At 64.4% G+C, this 23,512-nt stretch carries 15 protein-coding genes and 3 tRNA genes; 14 read left to right on the top strand and 4 right to left on the bottom strand.

Going from position 1 to position 23,512, the window contains the following annotated elements:
• The first annotated feature begins 12 nt into the window (after positions 1 to 12).
• The 6 genes from BT122_RS05485 to BT122_RS05460 all read left to right on the top strand — a co-directional run bounded on the left by BT122_RS05485 (position 13) and on the right by BT122_RS05460 (position 8,715).
• Complete coding sequence (locus BT122_RS05485; protein WP_072354982.1) at positions 13 to 2,037, top strand: dipeptide ABC transporter ATP-binding protein; 2,025 nt, start codon at positions 13 to 15, stop codon at positions 2,035 to 2,037.
• 216 nt (positions 2,038 to 2,253) lie between these two features.
• Positions 2,254 to 4,059 carry an ABC transporter family substrate-binding protein gene (locus BT122_RS05480; RefSeq protein WP_072354981.1) on the top strand — a complete coding sequence of 602 codons (1,806 nt, stop codon included), beginning with the start codon at positions 2,254 to 2,256 and terminating at the stop codon, positions 4,057 to 4,059.
• Positions 4,060 to 4,516: 457 nt separating this feature from the next.
• A tRNA-Leu gene (locus BT122_RS05475) sits at positions 4,517 to 4,607 on the top strand.
• Between the two features lie 544 nt (positions 4,608 to 5,151).
• A complete protein-coding gene (locus BT122_RS05470; protein ID WP_059054793.1) occupies positions 5,152 to 5,595 on the top strand; it encodes an ACT domain-containing protein in 444 nt (147 codons plus the stop codon).
• A 45-nt stretch (positions 5,596 to 5,640) separates the two neighbouring features.
• Complete coding sequence (locus tag BT122_RS05465) at positions 5,641 to 7,860, top strand: GAF domain-containing SpoIIE family protein phosphatase (RefSeq protein WP_083432332.1); 2,220 nt, start codon at positions 5,641 to 5,643, stop codon at positions 7,858 to 7,860.
• An 81-nt stretch (positions 7,861 to 7,941) separates the two neighbouring features.
• Positions 7,942 to 8,715, top strand: a complete 774-nt coding sequence (locus BT122_RS05460; protein WP_072354980.1) for an anti-sigma factor antagonist — start codon at positions 7,942 to 7,944, stop codon at positions 8,713 to 8,715.
• Between the two features lie 241 nt (positions 8,716 to 8,956).
• On the opposite strand, the gene BT122_RS05455 is transcribed toward BT122_RS05460, so the two are convergent.
• Positions 8,957 to 9,030: transfer RNA gene (locus BT122_RS05455), tRNA-Cys, on the bottom strand.
• A gap of 37 nt (positions 9,031 to 9,067) precedes the next feature.
• Positions 9,068 to 9,143, bottom strand: a tRNA-Gly gene (locus BT122_RS05450).
• A gap of 235 nt (positions 9,144 to 9,378) precedes the next feature.
• On the opposite strand from BT122_RS05450, the gene BT122_RS05445 reads away from it, so the two are divergent.
• The 4 genes from BT122_RS05445 (at position 9,379) to BT122_RS05430 (ending at position 14,059) form a co-directional block, all read left to right on the top strand.
• Positions 9,379 to 10,284, top strand: coding sequence for a putative ABC transporter permease (locus BT122_RS05445; RefSeq protein ID WP_072354979.1), 906 nt, complete (start codon positions 9,379 to 9,381; stop codon positions 10,282 to 10,284).
• A complete protein-coding gene (locus BT122_RS05440) occupies positions 10,281 to 11,564 on the top strand; it encodes a cysteine desulfurase family protein (protein ID WP_286130313.1) in 1,284 nt (427 codons plus the stop codon). Before BT122_RS05445 ends, BT122_RS05440 begins: the two co-directional genes overlap by 4 nt.
• Positions 11,564 to 12,655: a tRNA 2-thiouridine(34) synthase MnmA gene (mnmA, locus tag BT122_RS05435; protein WP_072354978.1), complete on the top strand. Its 1,092-nt coding sequence runs from the start codon at positions 11,564 to 11,566 to the stop codon at positions 12,653 to 12,655. The genes BT122_RS05440 and mnmA overlap by 1 nt, the downstream gene beginning before the upstream one ends.
• A 69-nt stretch (positions 12,656 to 12,724) precedes the next feature.
• Positions 12,725 to 14,059 carry a lysylphosphatidylglycerol synthase transmembrane domain-containing protein gene (locus BT122_RS05430; protein WP_072354977.1) on the top strand — a complete coding sequence of 445 codons (1,335 nt, stop codon included), beginning with the start codon at positions 12,725 to 12,727 and terminating at the stop codon, positions 14,057 to 14,059.
• A gap of 85 nt (positions 14,060 to 14,144) precedes the next feature.
• On the opposite strand, the gene BT122_RS05425 is transcribed toward BT122_RS05430, so the two are convergent.
• Complete coding sequence (locus BT122_RS05425) at positions 14,145 to 15,089, bottom strand: lactate/malate family dehydrogenase (protein WP_072354976.1); 945 nt, start codon at positions 15,087 to 15,089, stop codon at positions 14,145 to 14,147.
• A 45-nt stretch (positions 15,090 to 15,134) separates the two neighbouring features.
• Positions 15,135 to 16,280 (bottom strand): DUF389 domain-containing protein, encoded by a 1,146-nt coding sequence (locus BT122_RS05420; protein WP_072354975.1) that lies wholly within the window; start codon positions 16,278 to 16,280, stop codon positions 15,135 to 15,137.
• A gap of 661 nt (positions 16,281 to 16,941) precedes the next feature.
• Here BT122_RS05420 and BT122_RS05415 point away from each other — a divergent pair.
• The 4 genes from BT122_RS05415 (at position 16,942) to BT122_RS05400 (ending at position 23,374) form a co-directional block, all read left to right on the top strand.
• Positions 16,942 to 18,801: a TerB N-terminal domain-containing protein gene (locus BT122_RS05415; protein ID WP_072354974.1), complete on the top strand. Its 1,860-nt coding sequence runs from the start codon at positions 16,942 to 16,944 to the stop codon at positions 18,799 to 18,801.
• Entirely contained in the window at positions 18,798 to 20,189 is a 1,392-nt protein-coding gene (locus tag BT122_RS05410; protein WP_072354973.1) for an ATP-binding protein, read from the top strand. The genes BT122_RS05415 and BT122_RS05410 overlap by 4 nt, the downstream gene beginning before the upstream one ends.
• 6 nt (positions 20,190 to 20,195) lie before the next feature.
• Positions 20,196 to 22,601, top strand: coding sequence for a DEAD/DEAH box helicase (locus BT122_RS05405; RefSeq protein WP_072354972.1), 2,406 nt, complete (start codon positions 20,196 to 20,198; stop codon positions 22,599 to 22,601).
• A 167-nt stretch (positions 22,602 to 22,768) separates the two neighbouring features.
• Positions 22,769 to 23,374, top strand: coding sequence for a hypothetical protein (locus BT122_RS05400; protein ID WP_072354971.1), 606 nt, complete (start codon positions 22,769 to 22,771; stop codon positions 23,372 to 23,374).
• Positions 23,375 to 23,512: the final 138 nt, after the last annotated feature.

The following is a 23,512-nucleotide window of genomic DNA, read 5'->3' as shown; positions in this document are numbered from 1 at the left end:
GGAGAAGCACGCATGTCTGACACCAACAGCACCACAACCATGGACGACACGCTTCGCTACGAGCTGCTCGAGTCCAACGGACCCAAGGGCGCGCCGACCGGCGACCCCGTCATGAGCGTTCGCAACCTGCGCGTCTCCTTCAACACCGAGGCCGGCGTGGTCCACGCCGTGCGCGACGTGAGCTTCGACCTCTGGGGCGGGCGCACGCTGGGCATCGTGGGCGAGTCCGGCTCGGGCAAGTCTGTCACGGCCCTCTCGCTCATCGGGCTTCTCGACGATAACGCCCACGTCACGGGCTCGGTGAAGCTCAACGGCGAGGAGCTCATCGGCAAGAGCGACGAGGAGATGTCCAAGATCCGCGGCGCGCGCATCTCGATGATCTTCCAGGACCCGCTCTCGGCCCTGACGCCCATGTTCTCCATTGGCGACCAGCTTGCCGAGGCGCTTCTCATCCACAATCCCGAGATGCCCAAGGATCAGGTGCACAAGCGCTGCATCGAGCTGCTCACCCTGGTGGGCATCACCGATCCCGAGAACCGCCTGGACGCATACCCGCACGAGTTCTCCGGTGGCATGCGCCAGCGCGTGGTGATTGCCATCGCTATCGCGAACAACCCCGACATCATCATCGCCGACGAGCCCACCACCGCCCTCGACGTGACCATCCAGGCACAGATCCTGGACATCCTTAAGGTCGCGCAGAAGGAGACTGGTGCCGCCGTCGTGCTCATCACCCACGACCTGGGCGTTGTTGCCGGTACCGCGGATGACGTGATGGTCATGTACGCCGGCCGGGCGGTGGAGCGCGCGAGCATCGACACGCTCTTCGAGCGTCCTTCTCAGCCCTATACCATGGGTCTTCTCGGCGCCGTGCCCAAGCCCCACGTGGCGGCCGAGCATCGCCTGGTTCCCATCAAGGGCAATCCGCCCTCGCTTGCGGCCATTCCCGCAGGCTGCCCCTTCTCGCCGCGCTGCCCCATGGCAACCGACGAGTGTCGCAAGACCGAGCCCGAGCTTCTGCCCATCGAGGCGGGGGAGGGTCACCTGGTCTCGTGCCACCACATGGACGAGATTCGCGACAAGCACCTTACCTACGCGGACGTCTACCCGGCGCTCGAGCCGTTGCTGCCCAAGTGGGCCGACGTCCCGCGCGACAAGCGACCTGTGGTGCTTGAGGTCAAGGACCTGGTGAAGACCTTCCCCATCCAGGGCAAGGGCCTCATCCGCAGGAACAAGGGGACCATGACGGCGGTCGACCACGCCTCGTTCACCATCCACGAGGGCGAGACGCTGGCACTTGTCGGCGAGTCCGGCTCGGGCAAGTCGACCACGCTCATGCAGATTATGGACCTTGTGGTCCCCGAGGAGGGCACGATCACCGTCCTGGGGAAGCAGACCTCCGAGCTTAAGAGCGCCCGCGACCGCCGCGAGCTGCGCCGCAACCTCCAGATCATCTTCCAGGACCCCATGAGCTCGCTCGACCCGCGCATGCCCATCTACGACGTGCTGGCAGAGCCCCTCGAGGCGCAGGGCTGGGACAAGAACAAGATCAACAAGCGCATCGGCGAGCTCATGTACCTCGTGGGCATCAACCCGGACTACGTCGACCGCTTCCCGTCGCAGTTCTCCGGCGGCCAGCGCCAGCGCATCGCCATCGCGCGCGCCCTCGCCACAAGCCCCAAGCTGCTCCTTCTCGACGAGCCCATCGCCTCGCTCGACGTGTCGATCCAGGCAGGCATCATCAACCTGCTCGAGGATCTGCAGGTGCAGTTGAAGATCTCCTACCTCTTCGTTGCGCACGACCTCGCCGTGATTCGCCACATCTCCGACACCGTGGCCGTCATGCACCTGGGCAAGATCGTGGAGTACGGCGATACCGAGGAGGTCTTCACCAACCCCCAGGACCCGTATACCAAGGCACTGCTCTCCGCCATCCCCATCCCCGATCCCAAGGTCGAGCGCACGCGCGAGCGCCTTGTGTACAGCGACGGCAAGCTCATTCCCGCTTCAAGCCTGATTCCAACCTCGCTCAAGTAGCACGTTTCGCCGAGCAACTGTGCGTTGTGGCTGTCTTGCGGGCCCGGACTTCCGGGTCCGCTTTCTTGTGCCAACCGAACATTTGTGGCGGAATCATTGCGTGTAGGTTTCTAAACGCAATTCGAAATCGTTGCGATTTCATTACTTAATGCCAGTCTGATACCATTCTTACTGGTTCATTACGAACCGGTATCATCCGAGAGAACGGGAGAGAACATGTCTGTTTCCAACCTTTCGCGTCGTGCCTTCCTGGGCATGAGCGGCAGCGCCGTCGCGCTGGCCGGCCTGGGCCTCGCGGCATGCGGGTCCGACTCCTCGTCCAGTGACAATGCCAATGCTACCGGCACTGCCAACAGCACTGATGTCACCGGCGTCGAGCCCCAGAACGGCTCGCCCGCAACCACGCCGCTTGACCAGCTGCCGCTTCCCGAGAAGGGCAAGGTCTACAACAACCCGCTCGACCGCGACCAGATCCAGGACGGCGGCACCCTCACCCTTCCCGCCGGCGAGATTGGCCCCAACTGGAACTACCTCTCCATCGAGGGCAACACGCAAGAGATGCACAACATGTGGGACTGGTACATGCCCACCAACCTCTTCACCTCTGACGCCACCGCCTCCAAGTTCGAGCCTAACCCGAACTTCGTGACCAAGGCCGAGACCACCGATGAGGGCGGCAAGCAGGTCCTGACCCTCGACCTCAACCCCGACGCCAAGTTCAACGACGGTACCCCCATCGACTACCGCGCCTTCCAGGCCGTGTGGACCGTCATGAACGGCACCAACCCCGACTACACCCCCGCCGCCACCGACGGCTACGACCGCATCGAGTCCGTCGAGAAGGGCGAGTCGGACAAGCAGGTTGTTATCACCACCTCCAACCCGGTCTATCCTGCCGAGGCCCTCTTCAACCTGGTCATTCACCCCGATGCCGCCGACCCTGAGGTCTTCAACAACGGCTGGAACAACAACCCCCACGCCGCTGAGTGGGGCTATGGTCCCTATACCGTGGACTCCTTCGACACCACGCAGGTCACTTTTGTCCCCAACCCCAACTGGTGGGGCGACGCTCCCAAGCTCGAGTCTGTCACCTACAAGCAGATGGACTCCCAGGCGCTCTTCAACGCCTTCAAGAACGGCGAGATTGACGCGACTGGCACGGCCCAGAGCGGTTCCCAGGAGATGCTCTCCAACTTCTCCAGCATGGACAACGCCGAGATCCGTCGCGCCAACAGCCTCTCCATTGCCAACATCGAGATCAACTCCACGCGTGGCGTGCTCGCCGACATTGCGGTGCGTAAGGCCTTCGTGCAGTGCCTCGACATCCCCACGCTGCGCTCCGTTGTGTTCCAGGGCGTGAACTGGGAGGAGGACGTCCCGGGCTCGCTGCTCACCCCCGTCTGGGCTGACGGCTACGAGAACAACATGCCGGACGATGTCACCAGCCTCACCACTGCCGACGAGCGTACCGCTGCGGCAAAGAAGACCCTCGAGGACGCTGGCTACGCTCTCGACGACGACGGCTACTACGCCAAGGACGGCACCGAGGTCGCTTTCTCCTTCACCACGTTCGGCGACTCCAACACGGTGAAGAACCGCGCTGCCGCCATCATCAAGATGGCCAAGGACGCCGGCATCAAGATCGACCAGGACGCCAAGCCCTCCTCTGAGTTCTCCACCACGCTCACCAGCGGCTCGTGGGACATCTGCCTCTTCGGCTGGGTCTCCACGCCCACGTCAGTCTGGAACGGGCCGCAGATCTACGGCTCCGACTCTCCGTCGAACTTCACGCACCTGGGCAGCGCCGACCTCGACGCCGAGCTGGCCAAGATCATCTCGATCGAGAACCACGACGACCAGATGAAGGCCCTGAACGCCGCCGAGAAGGAGGCACTGGCCTCCTATGGCTTCGTGCCGCTGTACGCCGGCCCCGACGTTGTCGTGACCAAGCAGGGCCTCGCCAACTACGGCCCCGCGCTGTACCTCACCGTGGCGAACGAGAACATCGGCTGGGCGAAGTAGTTCGGCTGTAGGCTAAGGCGCGTTTACTGCGGCAGCTGAAGCTTTTGGGCCCCTCCGGCGAGCATTCGTCGCCGGAGGGGCTCTTTTGTCGGCGTGGCGTATGGGACCGCGTCTCTGGCGTCAGGCAGGCGAGAGGGTCTTCTCGCTGGCGCCCTCTCTTGACGTGCCGCGTCATTTCGCCGTTTAGGAATTTTCCGAACGTTTAGACAGCCTTAAACGGCGAGATCTCGCGGCGTTGCAGGAAAGGCGCGGAATCCGAACGGTTAAGCCGTTCTAATCGTTCGGGAAAAACCTAACCGGTGAAATCGCGCGGCATTGGCGAGAGGGTAGGACCGTCTGACGACAGGAGTAAGCCCTGTCCCTTTCGGCACATTTTTGGTCTGGCGAGAAAAACTTGCGATTCGCGCTTGCCACTGCGCGAGCGTGTGTTAAGATACTCCTCGCGTTCAAGGCGCACGTCGGAGTGGCGGAATTGGCAGACGCGCTAGCTTGAGGTGCTAGTGACTGACTAAAAGGTCGTGCGGGTTCAAGTCCCGCCTCCGACACCACGAGCGTTCGCGGGTCCCCGGAAACGGGGGCCCGCTTTTTTGTGTCGAGAAGGGCTGCAGACGATACGTTGCGTACGTGTTTCTCGATACACATTCGTGAACGAATCTGTGACGCGCGCAGGTCGATACACGTTCGCACGACGAATGTGTATCGATGGGATTTTGTTGCCCGGCAACAAAATCCCGCGGCGGCGGGATCCGGGGGAAATCGCCCTTCCGGCGAGAAAACGGCGCCGGAGCGGGGACTTCGGACGGGATTCCGTACGAGACGCGCTCTCCGGCGCCAATTCTGCGCCCAAGAGGCACTTCCGTGCGAGAAGAGAGCGGTTTCGCACCCGCTGGCGCCAGAATGGTGCCTGAAAGGCCCCTCTCGCACGCAGTCGCCGCCGTAACGCGCCCCAGGCGTCCCCCAACCACGCCTTGCGCCATTCGTAGCCCGCTCGAAACCAAGATGAAAACTGAAAGCGCGACCATGTCCCTCATAGTTCCTTGTCGGTCGCGATGCCGTCGCAGGCGTCGCAGCACTACCGGGAAGGGGAGCGCCATGGAGAGTGCGATGATCGACCAGCTGACCGTCTGCCTGCCCAACGAACCGGGAAAACTCGCCCAGATGAGCCGGGCCATGGGTGCGAACAACATCCAAATTCACGCGCTCATGGTGGCGGACACCACGGACTTTGGCATCATACGCATCGTGTGCGACCGCCCGCAGGACGCCCTCTCGCTGTTGCTCGGCCTTGGTTACGATGCCACGCTCACGCAGGTCGTTGGCATCGAGGTCTCAGACGTCCCTGGCGGCCTTGGGGTCCTCCTCGACCATCTGGCCTCGGCCGACCTCAACGTGGAGTACGCTTACACCTGTCCCATGGGCGGTCGAACCGTCGACATTGTGAAGGTCACGGGAGAGCCGCTTGCCATCAAGCTGCGCGAGAGCGGCCTTATGATGGTCTCGGCGGAGGAGCTCTGCACCCCGCGCCAGATCGTGTGAGCAGGCCTGCCGCCCGGGATTGTGGTTTCGAGGAAGGGGCGGCACGTGGCAAAGAACGCACTCAGCACCAAGCGCGTGGAGGGCATCGGCGAGGGCAGCCTTGCTGCCACCTTTGCGCGCCTCCTCCAGCTTATCTCAGAGGCTGTGGTGGCTTTTGACGGAGCAGGGAAGGTCCTTCTCGTCAACGACCAGGCAACGTCTCTCCTGCCGCACGGGGAGTCCGAAAGCCTTGTTGGTGCCGATGTACGTGCGCTCTTTCCGCCGGCGGGCAGCTTCGATCCAGAGGCACCCTTCTCGACAGACGCGCTGCCGTTTCCCGTCGAGGGGACGCCGGCAGTTGTGACCATGGCCTCTCTGGTGGGGGAGCCCATGCGCCTGAGGGTCCGCTGCGACCGCGTGCAGGCGGCAGGCGAGACGTACGTGTTGGTCGCGCTTCCGGCCGAGAGCGAAAGCCTTGAGGCGCATCAGGGCGAGAGGGACTTCGAGGACCTGCTCCGGGCAAACAAGCGCCTGGCAGGCGCCCTGCGCATCGTTCTCGACACGCTGGACTCGCGCGACGTCGAGACGCTCTTCTCGCGCGTGCTCGAGGAGATCACGCAGACCATGGACGCCGACGCCACGATCGTCTACCTGGCCGAGTCCGACGGTTTCCACCTGAGGGGCTTCTCGAAGTCGCTCGAGGGCGCCCGGGTGCCGCACTTCATGGCGTATGGCAAGTCAGTCGAGACCCTCGCCACGCGTGCCGGCCACGCCCTGCGACTGCGCGTGAAGCCCCCGCAGCCGCAGGAGCTGCGCCAGGGCAAGATTCGCGTGAGCGAGGTCGTGGACGAGGAGACCCGCGAGATCTTGCGCATCCGCAAGAGCCTGCTGCCGCCCTTCGCGAGCTTCTTTGCCGTGCCCGTGTGGTTTGGCGGCCACGTGATAGCCATCATCGAGGTGGGCTGGTCGCGTCCGCACCCTCTGGGGGCAGACGACGCGCGTCTCCTCGACTCCGTTGCTCACTACCTCTCGGTGCAGCTCATGGGCGCCTTCTCGACCATGCGTCAGCAGCGTGCGGAGCGTCTCGCGCAGCGCGGGTCCGAGCTGCGCGAGGAGCTTCTGGATGCCTCCGAGGCTGACGAGGACCTGGCCTCCCGCACCGAGCAGTCGTTTGTTCAGGCGGCCGAGGAGCTTGACGCCGTCTACGTGCGCCTTGAGGAGAACGTCCACCAGAGCGTCTTGGTGGCCGAGTTGCCCATCGCGGGCATGCGCGCCGTGCCTATCGACCTCGATGCCGTCGAGAAGGGCCACGTGGAGGATAACGTGGCCGTGGTGCCGGTGCAGGCGGGCACGCGCGTCTTTGACGTCCTGCGTGATCTGGGGGAGCCCTGCGTGGGTGCCCTTGTGGACGCTGGTAAGCTCGCGGGCGAGAGGCGCTGCTGCCTTGTGCTGCGCCCCGATGGCGCCGAGCCCCTTGATTCCGGCGAGCTTTCGTTTCTCGGCACGCTTGCCGGCGACGTGCGTGACATCTTCCTGGGCGAGGAGAGGCGCGAGAAGGACAAGCGCATCTCTCAGGCGCTCCAGACGGGCATGCGCAACGTACTGCAGCGCGTGGACGGGCTCACGGCGCAGGGGATCTACTCCTCAGCAACCGAGTCTGCCTTCGTGGGCGGTGACTTCTACGACCTCATCCGCCTGCCGGGGCGGCGAGCCTGCGTGATTATGGGTGACGTCTCGGGCAAGGGCGTGGAGGCGGCATCGGTCTCGGCGGCTGTCAAGACTGCCCTGGGTGCGTACTCCTGGGAGGGACTTGCACCGGCGCGCATGGTGCGCTCGCTCAACGAGTTCCTTCTCGGCTTCTCGCGCATCGAGACGTTCGCGACGCTCTTTGTGGGCATCGTGGACCTTGCGGCGGCGAAGCTCACGTACTGCTCGGCGGGGCATCCGCCTGCGGTGCTCGTGCGGGCGGCAACGCGCCAGATTGACCTTCTCGACGTGCAGTCCGGCGTCGTGGGGGCCTTTCACGACATGGAGTACCGCGACGGCGTGGCGGCGCTCTGCGAGGGCGACATCCTCTTCCTCTACACCGACGGCACCACCGAGGCGCGCTCGCCCTCTGGCGCGTTCTTTGGCGAGGACGGGCTCCGCGACATGGTTTCCGCCGAGACCGCGGGGAGCTTCGAGGGGATTCTCGACCGCTGCCTCGCGCGCCTTGACGACTTTACCGGACGCAACCTCAACGACGACGTCTCGATGGTCGTCGTGCGCTTCGACGAGCTGGGGTAGGGCGAGCGGCGTCTGGGTGACAGCCGTGTCGTCTGCGTACTTCTCGGCATACAGCCGTGTGGTTGTGGGAAGCATTCCCGTATGGAGAGAATGCCGGACATAGCCGTTGTGAACGTCGCGGGAGACCTGGACGTGACAAGCGTGGGTGCGCTGAAGAGGACGATAGACGCGCTCATTGCTGACGGCTGTCGGCGTATCGTTCTGAATATGGGTGATGTGGGATACGCAGACTCCGCTGGGCTGGGGCTTGTGCTGTTGGAGCTCCGCCGCATGAGGTCTTTGGGCGGGCTTCTCTCGCTCACCAACGTGCGTCCGCGCGTCTACATGAGTCTGGCGCTCATGCGCATTGTGGACTACATGCCGGTTTCGCGGGCCGGGAGCAAGCGCACGGTCTCGGAGCTCGACCCGTCAGTGCTGCCGCTGTGGCGCACAACGTTTCCCGTGGACGCCGTGCACCTTTCCGAGGCTCGCGATCACGTGGGCGAGCTCATGCGTGGGATGCCCTTCTCGGAAGACGAGATCTTTGACATGACGCTTGCGTGCGGGGAGGCATTGGGCAACGCCGTCGACCACACCTGTGCCACGGGCGTGTTGGCAACCGTCACAGCCTACGACGATAGGATCGAGGTGGACGTTGCGGATTGCGGCGAGGGCTTCGAGCTGGGCGCTGACGAGGAGCCGCCCGAGACGGGCCCGGGTGCCGAGCGTGGGCGCGGCATTCGTCTCATGCGCCTTCTCACCGATGCCGTCTCCATCAAGCGCAAGCCCTCAGGGAGGGGAACCGTTGTGCGCCTGGTGAAGCTTGTGCCCGCACGCGAGAAGATTGGGGTTTCTGGCAGCGGCGCGGGAGCCTAGCGGCGTCTTCGGTTGCACCTGCTGCGGGAACCGCCCTTCCGGCACCAAATCGACGCCATAGCGGCCTTGCCCCCGACATTTCGCGGAGAATATCGCTTTCTCTGAAGCTCTCCCAGAGTTTGCCCAGTTGCCAAGAAGCAGTTTTGAGAAAAAGCGATAAACTCCGCGAGCACGGAGGCGGCCTCCGCGCTGGTGCCGCAACCAAAAAGGGCACCCGCCGCAGCGGGTGCCCAGTCTCTTCTGGAGGCGAAGCCCGGATTCGAACCGGGGGTAAGGGCTTTGCAGGCCCGTGCCTTACCACTTGGCCACTTCGCCATATGAAAAAGGCCGATTTACACCGGCCGGAAATGCATGGAGCGGGCTACGGGGTTCGAACCCGCGACCTCCACCTTGGCAAGGTGGCGCGCTACCAACTGCGCTAAGCCCGCGACGCAGGGGATAATATACGGGAACCGTCGCGCCGATGCAAGCGAGAATTTGAAATTTTTTGAGGGTCTTGTAAACACCGCAGGTAGAAGCCACAAAATGACGAGAAGAATCTCTGGAGACGTCGCTGGCGGTCGTGTCGTATGCTAAGGGGGCGCGTGGTCACGCATCCAAGACCGCCGCGGCGGCAGCCCTCGGGCAGTCGCGCCTGACCGCCCACCCAAAGGGAGACGCCCCATGATTCTCAGCCTTCTCACGCTTCTCCTCATTGCCCTTATCGTCGAGGGGTTCGTCCGCGTGATCCGTTACTTTGCGGACTGGCTGCGCCAGGGCAGGAAGCTCGACGCGTCAGAGGTCTCGGAGGCGCACGAGGCAGAAGAAGCTGCCGAGAAGGTCGCCGAGCGTGACCTCAAGGGCATAGACGACAAGGCCGCGCCGCAGCGTCGCGCCACCGTCATGCGCACCGAGCACGACGCAATCGAGGCGTATCTCGACGAGATGCACCTGGGCTTCTACCAGGTCATCATCGTCTTCTTCCTTGGCTGCATCGCGGGCCTCTTCGTCGAGGAGGTCTGGATGTTCGTGACGGCGGGCCTCACGCAGAGCCGCGTGGGCCTGGTATGGGGGCCCTTCTCGCCACTCTATGGCTTTGGGGCCACGTTCCTCACGCTCATCTGCTTTGAGATGCGCCGCCACCACGCCAAGGGCTGGCAGATCTTCCTCATCTCCATGGCGGTGGGTGGCATCCTGGAGCAGGTCACCGGCTGGTCGATGGCAACGCTCTTCCACGCCGAGTCCTGGACCTACGAGTATCTGCCCGACCACATTACCCAGTGGGTTGCCTGGCGCTTCCTCTTCTTTTGGGGCATCCTGGGGCTCACCTGGTGCCGCGTGGTCATGCCGCCCCTGCTCTACCGCATTGGCATGCCCACCTCTCACCGCCAGCTGGTCTTTGTGATCCTGGTGAGCGTCTACCTTGCGGCGGACATCTGGATGACGCTCGCATGCTTCAACCGCAAGACGGCGCGCGACGCCGGCGTCTCCGCGAGCAACGCCTTCGAGCAGTGGGTGGACGAGCACTACACGGACGAGTTCATAGCCAACCGCTTCCAGAACCTCGTCATTGGGGGCGACGAGCAGTGACGCCCGACCGCATGGTGCCACGGTCTGCCGCGCAGGTGCAGGCCACGAGCGGCGCGGGCGCGCCTGCCCCTGCCCGCGATGTCTACCTGGACTACGCTGCCGCCACTCCGCTAGACCCCAGGGTCCTCTCGGCCATGGAGCCCTACCTCACACGCTGCTTCGAGAACCCCTCGGCCCCGTACGCCCGCGCCCGCGCGGCGCGAGATGCCGTTGAGGGAGCGCGGGCGGACATTGCGCACCTCATGGGCGCCAAGCCAGATGGCGTCATCTTCACCGCTGGCGCCACCGAGGCCAACAACCTTGCCTTTGCGGCAGCGGGCGGTGGCGTTGTGACCGACGCCGCCGAGCATGAGTCCGTCCTCGCCTGCGCCCAGGCACGCGATGCCGTGGTGGTGAGCGTGGGCGCCGACAGCCGCGTTGACCCGGAGCGGCTGTGCGCGGCCATTGGCCCCACCACGCAGCTCGTCTCGGTTGAGCTTGCAAATGGCGAGGTGGGCGCCGTGCAGCCCGTGCGAGAGATTGCCCGCAGGGTCGCCGTGATGCGCCAGCAGCGCCTGGCCGAGGGGAGCCGCGTGCCCCTGTGGCTGCACACGGACGCCTCGCAGGCCGCCGGCTCGCTCTCGTGCAACGTGACCTCGCTTGGGGCCGACATGGTCACCCTCTCTGCCGCCAAGGTCTACGGGCCAAAGCAGGTGGGCGTCCTCTGGGCGGGGGAGGGTGTGCGCCTGCGCCCTCTGGTCCTCGGCGGCGGCCAGGAGGGCGGCGTGCGCTCCGGCACCGAGAATGTGGCCGGCGCGGTGGGGTTCGCTGCCGCGCTCTCAATCGCGCAGAGCTGCCGCGCCGAGGAGTGCCGCCGCGAGGAGGCGCTGCGTTTGCGGCTTGAGCGCGCCCTTGCGGACGAGTTCCCCGGCATGGTGGTCTCGGGGCCGAGAAGCCCCAAGCACCGCCTTCCCGGGCTTCTCCACGTGAGCTTTCCCGGCCTCGAGGCCAGGCGCCTGGTGGTGCTTCTCGAGCGCCGCGGGGTCTCTGTTGGGACGGGCAGCGCCTGCGCGGCCAGCCGCATGCGCGAGAGCCACGTCCTTCACGCCATGGGGCTGCCCCCAGAGGTCTCGGCGGGGAGCCTCCGCATCACGATGGGTCGTCCCACCAGCGCTGACGACATCGACTACGCGGCCGCGCAGATCGCAGACGCCGTGCGCACGGAGATGCAACGCACAGGTCTCACGCAAGAGGACATGCTCAGCCGTGCCGGTGGGCTGGCCATGGGGAGGAGGCGCTAATGGGCGAGAAGGTCTTTCTCGGCCTCTCCGGAGGCGTGGACTCGGCGCTCTCGGCCGCGCTCCTTGTTGAGCAGGGCTACGACGTCACGGCCGTCTACATGCGCAACTGGTCGCGCGACCTGCCGGGGTACCGCTGCCCCTGGGCCGACGACCTTGCGGACGCCGAGCGCGTTGCTGTGACCCTGGGCATTGGCCTCGAGGTCTGGGACTGCGAGGAGGAGTACCAGCGCACCGTTGTGGACTACCTGGTGGACGCCTACGCGCACGGCCTCACACCCAACCCCGACGTGATGTGCAACCAGACCGTCAAGTTTGGCACCTTTGCAGACCGCGCCTTTTCGCGTGGAGCGGACCTCATTGCAACGGGGCACTACGCCCGCGTCCGCCGCGACCAGCAGACGGGCTCCACCCAGCTCCTGCGCGCCGTGGACGAGCACAAGGACCAGACCTACTTCCTCTGGCGCGTGGGCGAGGAGGCTTTCGCGCGCACGCTCTTCCCTGTGGGCGACGTGCGCGACAAGGCCGAGGTGCGCCGCATGTGCGCCGAGAGGGGCCTGGGCGTGGAGTCCAAGCCAGACTCCGACGGCATCTGCTTTGTGGGGCCCGTGGGCATCCGAACCTTCCTCCTGGACACGCTGGAGCGACGTGCCGGTGACATCGTGGAGTGGGAGACGGGCCGCGTCCTGGGCCACCACGACGGCGCCTTCCTGTTCACGGTGGGGCAGCGCAAGGGGCTTGACCTGGGCGGTGGCCCTGCTCGCTATGTGGTCTCGACGGACACCGAGAAGAACGTGGTCTACGTGACCGCGGACCCTGCGTGCCCGGGCCTGTGGTGCACGCAGCTCGACCTCTCCGACGTGCACTGGATTGCCGGCGAGCCGCCTGCGGACGGTGAGTACCTGGTGAGGACGAGGCACACGGGCGAGCTGCGGCCTGCTCGGGTGGAGGTGCTCGATGACGGGCGTGCCCGCGTGAGCTTCCCCAAGCCCGTGCGCACGGTGGCCCCAGGGCAGTCCGCCGTCATCTATGGGGGTCTCGTCTGCCTGGGCGGAGGAATCGTGGAACCAGACCCGGTGGCCTATAATCGATAGGCTAGCTCTAATGATGTAGTCGGTCGACGCCCATGGCGCTTGCCTGGGACTGGCGGGTCGGAGGTGTTTGTGGCAGAGGACGCCGAGAAGAAGGCCTCTGCGGCGCAGAAGCGCCCCAAGGCTCCAAAGCCACAGGTCGTTGGTGCCAAGGTGAGTCCCGCCAAGCCCAAGGCAAAGGTCGGTGCTGGGGCCACCACCAAAGCTCGCGCCGCTGCCACTGGCGCTGGCGCCAAGGTCAAGTATCGCGTTAACGCTGCGAAGGCGGTCTCGGCCAAGGACCGCGAAGCCGACAAACAGAGCATGGGCCAGGTGCGCAAGAGCCTGGTGTTTCTCGGCATCGTCACGCTTGCCTATCTGGCGTACCTCATCATTTCCGGCCAGATGGATGTGTTTCTCAGCAGCCTTGCGCAGGTCGACAGCTCGTGGATGCTGCGCGGTGCCCTCTGCTACCTGGTCTACTACGTCATAGGCGTCTCTGCCTACGTGCTTTCGGTTGTCGCAGACCCCAAGTCTCCCGTGGGCGTTCGCGACCTCATGAGCGTGGAGGCCGCCGGCGTCTTCTTCATGAACCTCACGCCCAACGGCATGGGTGCCGCGCCCGCGCAGATCTACCGCCTCACGCGCTCGGGCCTTTCCGTGGGCGGGGCGGGTGCGCTTCACTCCACGCGCTTCATCATGTACGAGGCGGGCGAGGGCATCTTTGCGGCCATCATGCTCATCTTCCGGCTCGACTACTTCCTGGACTCCTTTGGCGACTTCATCATCATTGGCATCCTGCTCTTTGCCTTCAAGATTCTGGAGTGCGTGGCGCTCTTTGCCATCTGCGCGTACCCCAAGTTCTTCTCGAGCATTGGCAACTGGGTGCTGCGCTTTGCCAACAAGCGCGGTTGGGTGAAGGACTACGACCACTGGTACCAGGTCGTGAACAACCAAATCATGGAGTTCTCCGACGGCTTCAAGTCTGCCGCCAAGAACAAGGGAGACCTCGTGGGCGTGCTGGTGCTCACGCTGCTTCAGCTGGGCTGCCTCTACGCGCTGCCGTGGTTTGTGCTCAACGCCTTTGGCAAGGAGGCCGACCTTGTGACCTGCCTGGCGTCTGGCTCGATGCTCGAGCTTCTCACCTCGGCCATCCCGCTGCCTGGCGGCACCGGCGGCGCCGAGGGCGGCTTTGCGCTGCTCTTTGGCAGGATGTTTGGCGCACAGGCCTCCGCGGGCTTCGTGCTCTGGCGCGCCATCGAGTACTTCCTGCCCACGCTGTGCGCGGCGCCGCTGCTGGGCCTGCGCTCGACGAGCGGCGAGAGCATCAACCACCGCTTCAGGCGCTATGGGATGCGGCTGCGCGGGCTCTTCTCGCGCAGGGGCTCAGGCAAGGGCTCCAGCGGGATCAAGATCACGTTTAAGTAGCGAAGCGGCGGCGAGCATAACAAAGCGACGGGGACGCACGTTGGCGCCGCCCGCCGCTTCTGTGCTACCTGCGGATCGCGCAAGGCTACCAGGAGACCTTGGCGTTGTTCTCCTCGATGTGCTTGCAGCTTGCCTGCCAGCGCTCCTGCTCATGCGGCGTCATGGTGGGGACGATGACCTTCTCGACGCCGCGTGCGCCAATCACGCAGGGCAGCGACGCATAGTGGCCCGAGACGCCGTAGACGCCCTCGACAAGGGTCGAGACGGGCGTCACAAGCTTGGTGTCACCCAGGATGGCGGCGATGATGGCTGCGGTTCCGTTGGCGATGGAGTACTCGGTGCAGGCCTTGCCCGCCATGGTGGTGTAGCCTCCGCGCACTGCCTGCATCTCGAGCGCATCGCGGTCGAGCGAGATGCCCGTCTGTGCCTCCAGCTCCTCGGGCGTGAGACAGCCAAAGGTGACGTGCGACCAGAGCGCAAACTCCGAGAACCCATGCTCGCCGAGCATCCATGCGTTGATCGATGCCTGGTCAAGGCCGGTCGCGCCCGCAATGGCATGCTTGAAGCGCGCGGAGTCGAGCGTGGTGCCCGAGCCAATCACGCGCCGCGGCTCGCAGCCGGCGAGGTCGCGAATCTCGGTGGCAATCACGTCGTTGGGGTTGGAGACGCTCACCCAGATGCCCGTGAAACCGGCGCCCTCGATACGGCGGACGAACTTCTTGGGCTCCTCGACCGTGAGGACAAGCTCGCCGTCACGGTCGGTGCGGGAGGCGTCCACGTGGCCCGCGGCGTTGACAATGACGTCGCACGTGGCAAGCTCCTCGTAGTCCACGCCGCACTCCACGATGCGTGCGGGGCGGGGATAAAAGCTCATAGCGTCGAGAAGGTCGTTCGCCTGCGCGCGGCAGAGCTTCTCGTTGGTGTCTGAGAGGCGAATCTCGTCCACGAGACCCTGTGCGAGCAGCGCGTTAGCGACGTGTGCCCCCACGTGGCTGCAGCCGATGATGCCGATGGTCCTGTGTGTTGCCATGTTCTGCGCTCCTCGTGTGGCGGTTGTCTTTTGTGGCCCATTGTCTCACTGGGCGGCGTCGCCTGTCACAAAGCGCACCTGGTCCACGTTGGGAACGTGCACGCGTACGAGCGCCTCGGCACGGTCCCGTTCGTCTTTGGAAAGCGTTCGGCTACTGGTGACCGTTGCCACGATGCGCTTGGTTGGCTGAGAAGGGCCTGCGTCAAAGCCGTACTCGGTTCCCACGGAATAGCGCTCGACTTCGGGCTGGACCGCCTTGAGCTCCTGCGTTGTGAGGGCCGTCTCGTAATGGTCCGAGGTCTGGGAGATTGTTGCGGCGGTATCGGCCGAGCTCTTTGTGTGCTGCTGGACGGTCTCCCGGACAACGCCTGCGGTCACCATGAGGCAGGGGATCGCAAAGACAAGCGTCCCGATGATGACGTGTCTGCGCAGCCGATGCGAGATGGCAACTGCCTCCTCGCTCTCCTGCGGAGTCACCACGCCGTCATCGTTGATGTCTCTGTGGAGCGGCGCGTGAAGGAGGAGCAGCACGACCTCGGCGGCGAGTGCGATGAAGACCACGTTGACGCCAAACTCGTAGAGGGCACCGGCAAAGCGCGGGAGGCTCTGTAGGGCAATGCCGTAGCCGGCCGAGCATAGGGGTGGCATGAGGGCGGTTGCCACGGCAACGCCTGCGATGAGGGTCGACGGCTCCTGCTTGCGGGAGTTCCCCAGCCCACCCGCGAAGCCGCCGGCGAGCGCGATGAGCAGGTCCCATATCGTTGGGGTCGAGTTGTCGAGAAGCGCGCTGGTCTCGTAGGGGATGGGCGTGAGGAGGAAGTAGACGGTGGAGGTGGCAAGGCATATCGCCATCTGGAGGACGAGGCCCGCGACGGCGTGTCGCAGGAGGCGCACGTCTGCCGTTGCCACGGCGTAGGAGATGGCCAGCACCGAGCCCATGAGCGGGCAGATGAGCATGGCACCCACGATGGCCTCGGTGGAGTCCGTGTTGAGGCCGATCGACGCTATGAGCATGGCGACGATGAGAATGCACATGTGGGTGCCGTCGAGCTTCGAGCCGCCAACGAAGCGCTTTCTGATCTGTGGCCAGGATGTGCGGCCTTCCCGCACGTCAAAGGCACGCCTGAGCCCTGCGAGACCTCGATGGACCCAGCTTTCGTTGGAACCGGCTGTTTTGGCCTTCTCTGCCATGGACGCGCCCCCCGCTTCCTGAGTTTCATGTGGCATATGATGTCCAGGCACACTTTCCTGTTATCCGGCGCGCCTCGAGGATTCTTGTGCCCCAAACGTGGGGCGACAACTCCGATACCTGTTCCTAAGAGTGCGAAAGACCCGTCTTGGGGCAGCGTTGGGGATTCCTGATGGCTCGAATTGACGGTTGGTGGCAGTTTTTCCGAGATACCTCGAGTATCGGTAAGTTCAAAATCTGAAAAATGGCAGGTCAGGGAATTGCTATCTCATGACCTATATATAAGGTATTTAACAAAAACTGCCACCAACCGTCATTCTTGTCACGAGAGACCATCCGTGGGGTTATGGGTCGGCCGAGCTCAGCCGCAAAAGCCCTGTGCCCAGAACACGGGGAGGCCTTTTCCGAGACTAAAAACACAAAACGCCGGTTGGTGGCAGTATTCTATAAATCATTTATATGCAGCTACAGCTATAACAATCTAGTAGCTGCGGTTATTCAGAACCCAACATCGCCTGTACATAGGGATACCCCGAAAAACTGCCACCAACCGTCAATCTGTGCCAATGTGCCAAGCGCTAGATTGCGTACATGTGTTCTCATGAACTTCGCGTGGTAGTAGAATGAACATCTACGCAACTTTGACGTGCGGGGAGGTGCAACTTGGAAGAGGGCGGGACTGGTCGCTTTGCGGGTCACGCGCGCTCGCGCGCACAGGAGGTCCTGGAGCAGATCCTTTCGTCCAAGGACGCCCGCGCGCTTGTCGGCATGAGCCAGAAGACCTATTCCGACCAGCCAATCCTTCGCACTGGCGCAGACTTCGCACGGGAGCGTGCGCAAAGGCGCAAGGAGGGACGCGATGCGGCGCGTATCGCTCGAGAGCAGAGGGTTGAGAGGCGTCATCAGCAGCCCCCTGCAGCAGCAATTCGCCAGACGGGAGAGGCCGGCTCTGTTGCGACGGCTTCGTCTTGGCCCTCGTTCTCGTTTGTCATGCCCGGCCTCGATGCGCGGGAGGACTCCGATCCCGCCAATTCCGAGCTTCCGCCTGCGCTTCAGGAGCTGCGTCGGCTTGAGGGGGATGGCCTTCGCCTGGGAGAGCTCTTCTGCCGCCAGGCGCGCCTTGCGGCAGACTACGAGGACAGTTTCCCGTTCGAGGGCTTCCATCCCTATCGCTACCTGCCAACCTACAAGGACCTTGGGAACCGTGAGCTGCGCGGCTACTTCACGTGGCGTACCGAATGGCGCCGGGGCACGGCTCTCGACGCCTCAGCCACCTACGTCACGATTCTCGCCTTCGAGCTGATAAATGGCGTTGGCGCCGAGCCAGGTGCAGGGGTTCTCTCCTCGCTGCACAGGCTCGAGCGGCGTTGCGCCGAGCAGGATGCACGAGGCATTGGGCCAAGCGTGACCATGGACCTCAGGCGCTGGGAGCGAGACTACGCCATCTGCATGGGGCTTGATGTTCGCCAGGCGGTGCCGGAGTCAGAGCGCCTGTTTGGCGCGGGGGTCGAAACCCTGCGAGCCATGGAGCGGGCGGAGCTTCTCTCCCGTGGCCTGCTGGAGAAGAAGCCGGGGGAGGAGGTAGCCGCGCCATCGGACGATGAGGTGCTGGTCGCCATGGGGAACGTCTCGACCATGGACGTCTTTCGCTCTCCGTTCGTTCGCGCGCACCGGGAGTCCGTTGCTGCCGTGGCTTCGGCTGTTGCGCGCCGCATGGCAGTCCACTGCAATCGCCGCAGGAAGACCGGCTGGGTCGATGGCCTCGTGGGCTATCGCACGTCGTGGCCGTTCACGCCGCTTGCGGGCGTCCCGCTCGACCACGGCTGGGAGGGTCCAGAGCGCACCATTCGGATATGCCCTGGCCAGGTGGTGAGCTTTCGCTTTGGCCGCTGGACGGAGCGGCTTGCCTACTCCACCACCGAGCGCAGCCGCGACCTCGCGCGCCTCCTTCGCGCGATTGACCGTCAGATGCGTATCGACTGGGAGTTCGGTCATCCCCTCAAGGAGCAGAAGCTGCCCCGCTACCTGGAGAAGATGGTCGTCGAGGAGAGCCACGCCCAGCACGAGCGCGAGGCGGAGGCAGAGCGCCGCCGCTTCAAGGTCGACCTCTCCAAGCTGGGCGGCATTCGCAGCGCGGCAGCCGTCACGCGCGAGGCGCTCCTGGTGGACGAGGAGCGCGAGGGGTACGTGCCTGGCGATGCCGCCGTGGAACCGAAAGAGGCGCCGGAGACGCCACGGGCTGTAGCCGTGGCGGCACCCGCGCCAACTCCGGCCGACGAGCCCACGTCCAAAGCTGCCTCGCCAGACCTTGGCCTCACAGACCAGGAGAGCGCGCTTCTCACCGCGCTTCTCGACCACAGGGAGGCGGAGGTCCCGGCAGGCACGTCCGTCGACATGCTCGTTGACTCCATTAACGATAAGCTCTTCGACCTGGTGGGAGACACGGTGCTGGAGTTTGGCGATGCCGGCCCCGCAATCGTCGAGGACTACGAGCAAGACCTGAGAGGATATCTACAGCCATGAAGCAAGCAACTGCAGAGCAGGCGCCCCGCGTCCCCAGGCGCATCGCGCAGGTTATCGTCAACTCCCTGAAGGGAGGCGTCGTCCCTCGCGTGGGCCTGCCCTACATCACCGTTGGTCGCGACCGCGAGGTGGCGGCCCTCCTCCACGACCTCGACCTCGTCGCTGACGGCGGTGCGAGCTTCCGCTTCCTTGTGGGTCGCTACGGCAGCGGCAAGAGCTTCCTTCTCCAGACCATCCGCAACCACGCCATGGGCAGGGGCTTTGTGGTGGCAGACGCGGACCTCTCGCCGGAGCGCCGGCTCCAGGGCACGGGCGGCCAGGGCCTTGCCACCTACCGGGAGCTCATTCGCAACCTCAGCACCAAGACCAGGCCCGAGGGCGGTGCCCTCAACCTGGTCCTCGACCGTTGGGTCTCGAACGTGCAGTCGCAGGTGACGCTCGAGGACGGTCTCTCTCCCGAGGACCCCGCATTCGCTGATGCCATGGAGCGGAGAATCATGGGCACCATGGCCTCGGTTCAGGAGCTGGTCCATGGCTATGACTTCGCACGGCTTCTCACCATGTATTGGCGCGCACACCTCGAGGGGGATGACGAGACCAAGGCCAACGTCACCAAGTGGTTCCGCGGCGAGTATCGCAACAAGACCGAGGCAAGGCGCGAGCTGGGTGTGAACATAGTGATCGGCGACGACGACTGGTATGACTACCTCAAGATTCTCGCGACCTTCCTCGTGGGCGCGGGCTACAAGGGACTCGTCATCCTTCTCGACGAGATGGTGAACCTCTACAAGATTCCCAACGCGGTGAGCAGGCAGTACAACTACGAGAAGGTGCTCACCATGTACAACGACACGCTCCAGGGAAAGGCGCACCACCTGGGCATCATCATGAGTGGCACCCCCCAGGCGATTGAGGACAGGCGACGCGGCCTCTACTCGTACGAGGCGCTGCGGAGCCGCCTCACGCAGGGGCGCTTCTCGCAGGACGGCCTGGTGGACATGCTGGCGCCAGTCATCCGTCTGGAGCCGCTCACCCACGAGGAGCTGCTGGTGCTGGTCGAGAAGCTCGCGGACATCCACGCGGGGCTCTTTGGGTACCAGCGCACCATCACCCAGGACGAACTCGTGCGCTTCCTCGAGACCGAGTACGGCCGCGTGGGCGCGGACACCCACCTCACTCCACGCGAGGTCATCCGTGACTTTGTCGAGATGCTCGACATCCTCTCACAGAACCCCGGCGTCACGGTTGAGCAGCTCCTGGGGAGCGGTCAGTTCTCCTCGCCGGTAAAGACTCCGGCGGAGGAGAACGCGGCCTCCGGATCGCCTGACTCCCTGGCGGTTGGACAGGCTCCGTCTGGCAAAGACGAGTTCGCCGAGTTCGACATCTAGGCCGCCATGGACGCATTCGACCGCTACGCCCCGTTCATCCAGGACTTCATCTACGAGCACGACTGGCAGAGCCTGCGCGCCGTGCAGGTTGCTGCCGCAGACGCCATCTTCAACACCGACGAGAACGTCCTGCTCACCGCTTCGACCGCCTCGGGCAAGACCGAGGCCGCCTTCTTCCCCATACTGACGGAGCTCTGGGAGGACCCGCCGGCCTCGGTGGGCTGCGTGTACATTGGACCGCTCAAGGCGCTGATAAACGACCAGTTCCTGCGCCTCGAGGACCTCTGTGCGGAAGCCGACATCCCGGTGTGGCACTGGCATGGCGACGTCTCCCAGTCGCACAAGGCAAAGATGCTCAAGCATCCTTCGGGCATCCTCCAGATCACGCCGGAGTCACTAGAATCAATGCTTCTGCACCGGCACAACGCAATTCCGCGCATCTTTGGCGACCTGCGCTTTGTCGTGATCGACGAGGTTCACTCGCTCCTGCGTGGCGATCGCGGCGGCCAGACACTCTGCTGCCTCGAGCGCCTCTCGCGCCTTGCGGGCGTGGTGCCCAGGCGCATCGGGCTCTCCGCAACGATCGGAGACCCCGAGGCAACCGGCGCATACCTCTCTGCAGGCACAGGTCGTGGGTGCGTGATCCCTCGGCTGGACGCGCCCAAGGAGCGCTGGCGCCTCTCGATGGAGCACTTCTACGTGACGGGTCCGCAGGCGCCGGAGCGCGGCGAGGACGGTCTGGGCCACGGAGGGACGGCTTCCGAAGAGGCTGCGTACGAGACGCCCGAGACATCCGTGGCTGAGCAGCGCATTCCCAGCCGAGAAGAACGCGTTGAGGACGTCTCCCCGAGCGCTTCTCCGCAGACCGAACAGCCCGACCCGGAGGCGCCCACAGACAGGGCCCCGGTCTTTGCCGACCCTGGCCTTGCCTACGTCTTCGAACACACTCGTGGGCGCAAGTGCCTGGTCTTCGCCAACTCACGCGAGGAGTGCGAGGCCGTGACGACAACGCTTCGCCAGTACTGCGAGGCGGTGGGGGAGCCGGACCGCTTCCTCATCCATCACGGCAACCTCTCCGCGAGCTTTAGGCAGACGGCCGAGGAGCTCATGCGCGACGAGAACGCGAACCTCACCACCGTGACCACCTCGACGCTCGAGCTTGGCATCGACATCGGACGTCTCGAGCGGGCATTCCAGATTGACGCGCCGTTCACGGTGAGCTCGTTTCTGCAGCGCATGGGCCGCACCGGCAGACGTGGCCAGCCGAGCGAGATGTGGTTCGTCATGCGCGAGGACGAGCCCGAGGCCAGGGCGCTGCTCCCCGAGACCATCCCATGGAAGCTCCTGCAGGGCATCGCGCTCGTGCAGCTCTACGTCGAGGAGCGTTGGGTCGAGCCGCCGCAGCTGGACGGCTTGCCGTACAGCCTTCTCTACCACCAGACCATGGCGATGCTCGCCTCGACGGGCGAACTCTCGCCGGCCGACCTGGCGCGCCGCGTGCTCACCCTTTCTCCCTTCCATCGCGTGACAGCGGATGACTACCGCACCCTCCTTCGTCACCTCGTGGAGACGGACCAGGTCGAGCGCACCGAGACGGGCGGTCTCATCGTGGGCCTTGCGGGCGAGCGCGTGACGAACGACTTCCGCTTCTACGCTACCTTCGCAGAGGACGAGGAGTTTACCGTGCGCTCCGAGTCCCAGGAGCTTGGCACCATCGTGCAGCCGCCGCCGGTGGGGGAGAGAATCGCAATCGCGGGCGCCGTCTGGGTGATCGAGGAGATTGACTACAAGCGCCACCTCATCGAGTGCACGCAGGTGAAGGGCAAGGTCCCGGCGTACTTCGGCATGTGCGCGGGAGACGTGAACACCCGTGTGCTCGAGCGCATGCGAAGCGTTCTGCGCGAGACGCGCGGCTATCCCTACCTGCGCACGAATGCGCAAGCGCGTCTGGAGCAGGCGCGCCACGTGGCAGCGCTCGCCCACCTGGCCTCGGAGCCGCTCGTGTGTGTGGGTGGCACGTCGTGGTGCCTTCTGCCGTGGCTGGGAAGCTACGCCTTTCTCGCCCTCGAGCGTTTCCTCAAGATTCGTTGTGCCGATAAGCTCGGGCTCAAGGGGCTGGACTCGTCGCGTCCATACTTCATGCAGTTCACGATGGGCGCCGACGCGAGTACCTTCTACCGGGTAGTGAAGGAGGAGGCAACCCTTCCCCTTGACCCCATGGAGCTGGTCTATCCGGGAGAGGTGCCCCGCTTCGACAAGTACGATGGTTTCGTGTCGGACGAACTGGTACGCAAGGGTTTTGCGTATGGGGTTCTCGACGTTGAGGGCATGCTCGCTCGCGTGCTCTCGTGGCCCGATGCGCCGGGGTGTGCCATGAACGCCCTTCCTGACACGAATCTGTCACCAATCTGACCGGAACAAATGTTCTTCTCGATGGTATGATGTCCCTGCAGGGGATGAAGACGCCTCGGAGGCCCCCACTGGCACGAGACGGAGTACGTCACCCTTGCGAGCAACGCTCGGGCGTGGTCGGCGACGGCCGGCTTCCTATCGGTTGTTTGAGGTGTGGGGGCAATCAGATGTCTGGATACCAGGAAAGTTTGGTCAAGGTCAGCTGTCTGGCAGAGGCGGCTGGCATTCGCAAGGCGTTCGACGAGTCGGGCAACTCCCTCTTCGGGATGTACGGGGTGGAGCGCGCGGTGCGGGACGTGGGTCCCGAGTTGCCGTCTCAGGCAGGCGATATGCTCTGCCTGCCTCGCGTCACCTTCAAACGGGGTGACTTGTTTGTGGTGCTGTGCGGAGACCGTCATCCCTACCAATGCTGCAGTGGGAGGTGGTTCTACATAGATGGCCTGGCAGACGTTGTGCATGAAGACTACAGGGCCTATCTCGTGCCCGTTGAAGAGAAGGAGGTACGCACTTCCTGGAACGATGACGCCCGGCTCGCCCAACGCTCGTACGTGAACTGGAAAGACTACCTTTCCAACGTTGCATGGACCTGGCACAAAGACGAGGTCGATCCACGGGTCCGCTTCTCCGAGGTTGTCTATGGCATCAACGTTGCACCGCCCGCAGACTTAGGGGTTGACCCCGATCCCATTTTTGCCATCGCACGGATGCTTCGAGAGCGTGGGCTCACAGGGGCCATTGTTAACGGCAAGATCCCGATGGAGGACATCATGTAGAAGCGCATGCGGGGCGGGGTCGCGGCGAGCGGCCCTGTCCCCGCTATCTTCGACGCGGCGGCACTCACCTTGAGGGCGTGGCCTCGCCAGCGCGACCGACGGTAATCTGGCGATACGAGATGAGACGGGCGGGAGCCA

This window comes from Olsenella sp. kh2p3 (genome assembly GCA_900119625.1).
Classification (GTDB): domain Bacteria; phylum Actinomycetota; class Coriobacteriia; order Coriobacteriales; family Atopobiaceae; genus Tractidigestivibacter.
The sequence above is the reverse complement of the archived record's forward strand: the minus strand, read 5'-3'. Positions and strand labels throughout refer to the sequence as shown.